Raw genomic sequence first — 4,183 nt, forward strand, 5'->3', positions numbered from 1 at the left:
CCTGCAACACCGACTCCTACGGGCGCTGTCCCAACGCGCCCAATGGAAAGCCGCCCTCCTCGCCGCCAGAGACCGTGCCGCCACCACCGACACCAACACGCCGTCCGTCCCGCCACCCGCTGAATCGGAGGAATGATGCAACGCTCCGTTGTCTCCCTGACCGACCGTCCCCGTCCCTCCACCACCGAACCCGAGGCCCCCGGCCGCCTACTCCGCATGGCCGACAGCCGCGCCGTCTACTCCGTCCGCGAGGTCGCCCGACTGCTCTCCCTCTCCCTCGGCAGCACCTACGCCCTGGTCCGCGAGGGCGAAATCCCCGCCCGCAAACTCGGCGGACGCTGGGTCATCCCCAAGAAGCGCTTCCACGCCTGGCTCGACGAATGCACCGAGCAGCCGACCGACGAACCGGAGGGCTGGGCCTAATGGGACACATCATCAAGACGCCTGCGGGCACTTTCCGGGCCAACTGGCGAGACGCGACCGGCCGGCAAAAGGCCAAGACCTTTCCGACCAGGCGTCAGGCGGCTTCCTTTCTCGCCGAGACGGAAACTGCCATCGCGCGGGGCGGGTACGTCGATCCTCACGCCGGTCGGCTGCCGTTCGGGAAATACGCGGAACGGTGGCGGGAGTCGCGCAACGACGAACTCACCACGAGGGCCCGGGATGCCTCGATCCTGCGAACGCACGTGCTCCCGCGCTGGTCCGACGTGCCGCTGCACCGGATCGATCACCTTGCCGTACAGACCTGGGTGACAGAGCTCAGCGCGCGACGCTCGCCCGCCACGGTGGCGGAGTGCTTCCGACTGCTCTCGGCTGTCCTGCGTTCCGCCGTCCGCGATCGGCTCATCGGCACCAACCCGTGTGAGGGCGTCAAGGTGCCGGCGCGCCGCAGGAAGGACACCGACGGACACGTCCTGTCCCGCGCTGATCTGGTCGCCAGACTCCTGCCGGCCGTGCCTGACCGGTACCGCGCCCTGGTCGCGCTTGCCGGCGGTACCGGACTGCGTTGGGGCGAGTGCACCGGGCTCCGCTGGGAGTCGCTCGACCTGACCAGGAAGACGGTCGAGGTCGTCCGGGTCGCCGTCGAGGTCGCCGGCACCGTCACCAGCAAGCCCTATCCGAAGTCGCGGGCAGGTCGGCGTACCGTCCCGGTGCCAGACTTCGCGGTCGAGCTGCTGACGGCCCATCGCGAGGTCTTCCCCGCCGGTCCCCGCGGTGAGGTCTTCACCAACTCGTCCTCCGGTCCGCTACGCCGGACGTTGTTCCGCGCTCGCGTCTGGCGGCCATCGCTGGTCCGCGCCGGCCTACTCGGGAACGTGAGTCGGCTCGGGCACTTCAAGTGGCGTGCGGCCTGGCTCGACCTCGACGGCGTCGAGTGGACGGCGGAATTCACCACCGAGCGGGAAGCAGTCGCGCACGTGGCGAAGATGGCGCCGGGCGGGCTCCGCTTCCACGACCTGCGGCACTCGTACGCCACGGAGCTGGTGTCGCGCGGCGTCCCGGTCAACGACGTCCAGGGCGTGATGGGCCACGAGAAACCGTCGACCACCCTGAACCTCTACACCCACCGCTCCGACGGGCGGGATCAACGCATCCGCGAGGCGTTCGCTGACGATCCGCTGACGCCCAACGACGACTGACGATGGAATCAGCAAGAGCCACCCTCATCCGAGGGTGGCTCTTGTGCGTTACTTCGATGGTGGGCGATACTGGGATCGAACCAGTGACCTCTTCGGTGTGAACGAAGCGCTCTCCCGCTGAGCTAATCGCCCTCAGCGCCGCTGACTCTACCTGATCGAGGGACCGGACCGGAAATCCGGGGTCCGCGCGCCGCGCCGCGATCGGTCGACCCGGCGGAGCGCCGGGTCGGTCCGGGTCAGTGCGTCGCCAGGTAGTGCAGCGCCTCGGCGACCACGTCGATGCCGAAGCTGTACTTCAGTGACAGCCAGACCACCGAGCCGACGAAGGCCAGGCCGACGGAGCCGAGCACGAAGCGTACGGCCAGTGAGCGGTCCTTCACCCACTGGGTCCAGTTGTGCACGTGGCGACGGGTGAAGCCGAGCAGCCGGCGGGCCCAGTGGAACTCGACGGCCCAGATGCCGAGCCCGGCGATCACCAGCAGCCAGCCCGGCCCGGGCAGCGGGATGAGGGCGATGCCGATGGTGACGACGAGGGCGCCGGCGATGGCGATGAAGATCTTGAGGGTGACCCGTCCGGTCGGGTTGGCCCGGATCAGGTCGAGGGTGGTGCTCAGCCGCTGCCGCCAGCGGGGTCGCTGCCGCCGCTCGGCCAGCTTCGTGCCGCCTGCGCCATCCCGGTCGGTCGTCGGCCGACCGGGCCGGTCGTGCTGCTCCGTCGGCACCCCGTACCCCCGCCTTTCGGGTGCTCGGGCCGCGACGTTCGGCGGGCCCGGCACTGCCATCGGATCCACTGAGGATCGTTTCGTAACCATTTCCTCCCCCAGTGTGGCTCGCGCCCGTCACTGCAACGGCCGACTGGACGTTACCGGAGTAAGTCGACGACTGAACCACCCGATGCCGGGCGGGATCACGCACTGGGCAGAACCGGAAATCCTACATGAATATTCACATTCACGCGGCCTTTCCGACCCCCTTCCCACCACTGGGTGAAGTCAGCGTATGGCGGAGCGTAGCCAGGAGTAGCACCTGAGTATGGGAAAAGCGGGACACGCGCGTTCCGCAGCGGTGCCGGGGGGAGATCGTCCATGAGTGTCATCCGACCGACGACCGTAGAGGTCGAGACGTCGCTAAGGCTCGTCGCACCTGACGCCACCGCCTTGCCGGTGCGTGCCAGTCTGCGTTACGACCCTGCTGATCCGTATGCGGTCCATGTCCTGTTCCACGCCGAATCCGCCGGCGGAGAGGCGGTCAGCTGGTCGTTCGCCCGGGAGCTGCTGGTCACGGGCCTCGACGAGCCGGCCGGCATCGGCGACGTGCGGGTCTGGCCCTGGGCCACCCCGCGCGGGGACTTCGTCGCCCTGGCGCTGTCGTCGCCCGACGGCAACGCCCTGTTCGAGGTGCCGCGCAGCGTCCTGGTGCGCTTCCTGCGGCGGACCTACGTCGTCGTCCCGCGCGGCCGCGAGGCCGAGCACCTGGACGTCGACACCGCGGTGACCCGGCTGCTCGCCGGCCGCTGAACCACCGGCCACACCGGCCGTCCGGGGCCGCGCGGATCTGCCGAGTCCGCGCGGCTCCGGCCCACCATGGGGTACGCGCACCGCCTCTCGCCCTTCGCCGAGCTCAGCCGTGGGTGGTGATGCCGCCGTCGACCGGGATCACCGCACCCGTGAGGTACGCGCCGGCGCGGGACGACAGGTAGATCGCGGTGCCGGCCATGTCCTCCGGCCGGCCGATCCGACCCAGCGGCACCTGCCCCTCGATGGCGGCCCGGGACGCGGGGTCGTCCAGCGCGAACGCCATCATCTTGCTCTCGAACGGCCCCGGCGCGATCGCGTTGACGGTGATCTGCTCGCCGGCGAGCTGGTGGGCCAGGCTGCGGGTGAGCATGTGCACGGCGGCCTTGGTCGCCGAGTACGCGTACACCTCCATCATCGGCACCCGGATGCCGTCGATGGACCCGATGTTGATGACGCGGGCCGGGTCGTCGGCGCTGGCCGACGCGCGCAGCGCGGGCAGCAGCGCGGTGGTGAGCCGGAAGACGGCCTTGACGTTGACGGCCCAGAGCTTGTCGAACGCGCTCTCCGGATACGACTCCAGCGGCGCGCCCCACGTCGCGCCCGCATTGTTGACCAGCACGTCGAGCCGGTCGAACCGCTCCCGGACGGTGGCGGCCAGGCCCTCGGCGCCGGCGTCGTCGCCGAGGTCGGCGGGGATGGCCTCGCAGCGCCCCTCGGCGGAGAGCTCCTTGGCCACGGCCTCGCAGACGTCCGCCTTGCGGGACGAGATGATCACGTGTGCGCCGGCCCGGACGAAGCCCTGGGCGATCATCAGGCCGATCCCCCGCGAGCCGCCGGTGACCAGGACCGTCTTGCCTTCGACCGAGAACAGATCCGTCATGCCCATCCCATCGCGAGTCGGCCGGGGCCGCCGGGGCGGGGGCGGCCCGGTCCGGTCCGGTGCGGACCGGCTCCGGCCATGCCTCCACCGGACGGCGCTACCGTTCGGTAACGTAGCCCGCCTTCGACGACCTCGACAACCCCCGT

At 70.2% G+C, this 4,183-nt stretch carries 5 protein-coding genes and 1 tRNA gene; 3 read left to right on the plus strand and 3 right to left on the minus strand.

The features are described 5' to 3' along the window. Positions 1–216 precede the first annotated feature (216 nt). Positions 217–423, plus strand: a complete 207-nt coding sequence (locus tag F6X68_RS31170) for a helix-turn-helix domain-containing protein (RefSeq protein ID WP_151457602.1) — start codon at positions 217–219, stop codon at positions 421–423. Positions 424–749: 326 nt separating this feature from the next. Next, entirely contained in the window at positions 750–1,640 is an 891-nt protein-coding gene (locus F6X68_RS31175) for a site-specific integrase (RefSeq protein WP_225852540.1), read from the plus strand. A 57-nt stretch (positions 1,641–1,697) separates the two neighbouring features. Here the strand turns inward: F6X68_RS31175 and F6X68_RS31180 are convergent. Beyond that, a tRNA-Val gene (locus F6X68_RS31180) sits at positions 1,698–1,772 on the minus strand. 104 nt (positions 1,773–1,876) lie between these two features. Next, on the minus strand, positions 1,877–2,422 hold the full coding sequence (locus F6X68_RS31185; protein WP_151457605.1) for a TIGR02611 family protein: 546 nt from the start codon (positions 2,420–2,422) through the stop codon (positions 1,877–1,879). Between the two features lie 303 nt (positions 2,423–2,725). On the opposite strand from F6X68_RS31185, the gene F6X68_RS31190 reads away from it, so the two are divergent. Beyond that, complete coding sequence (locus F6X68_RS31190) at positions 2,726–3,157, plus strand: SsgA family sporulation/cell division regulator (RefSeq protein ID WP_053653619.1); 432 nt, start codon at positions 2,726–2,728, stop codon at positions 3,155–3,157. A gap of 103 nt (positions 3,158–3,260) precedes the next feature. On the opposite strand, the gene F6X68_RS31195 is transcribed toward F6X68_RS31190, so the two are convergent. Next, on the minus strand, positions 3,261–4,037 hold the full coding sequence (locus F6X68_RS31195) for a glucose 1-dehydrogenase (protein WP_151457604.1): 777 nt from the start codon (positions 4,035–4,037) through the stop codon (positions 3,261–3,263). Positions 4,038–4,183: the final 146 nt, after the last annotated feature.

This window comes from Micromonospora sp. AMSO12t, assembly GCF_008806585.1.
GTDB lineage: Bacteria > Actinomycetota > Actinomycetes > Mycobacteriales > Micromonosporaceae > Micromonospora > Micromonospora reichwaldensis.

Coding starts and splice junctions, on each gene's coding strand:
- F6X68_RS31170 (WP_151457602.1), top strand. CDS start 217: ATGGCCGACAGCCGCGCCGTCTACTCCGTCCGCGAGGTCGCCCGACTG.
- F6X68_RS31185 (WP_151457605.1), bottom strand. CDS start 2,422: ATGGCAGTGCCGGGCCCGCCGAACGTCGCGGCCCGAGCACCCGAAAGG.
- F6X68_RS31190 (WP_053653619.1), top strand. CDS start 2,726: ATGAGTGTCATCCGACCGACGACCGTAGAGGTCGAGACGTCGCTAAGG.
- F6X68_RS31195 (WP_151457604.1), bottom strand. CDS start 4,037: ATGACGGATCTGTTCTCGGTCGAAGGCAAGACGGTCCTGGTCACCGGC.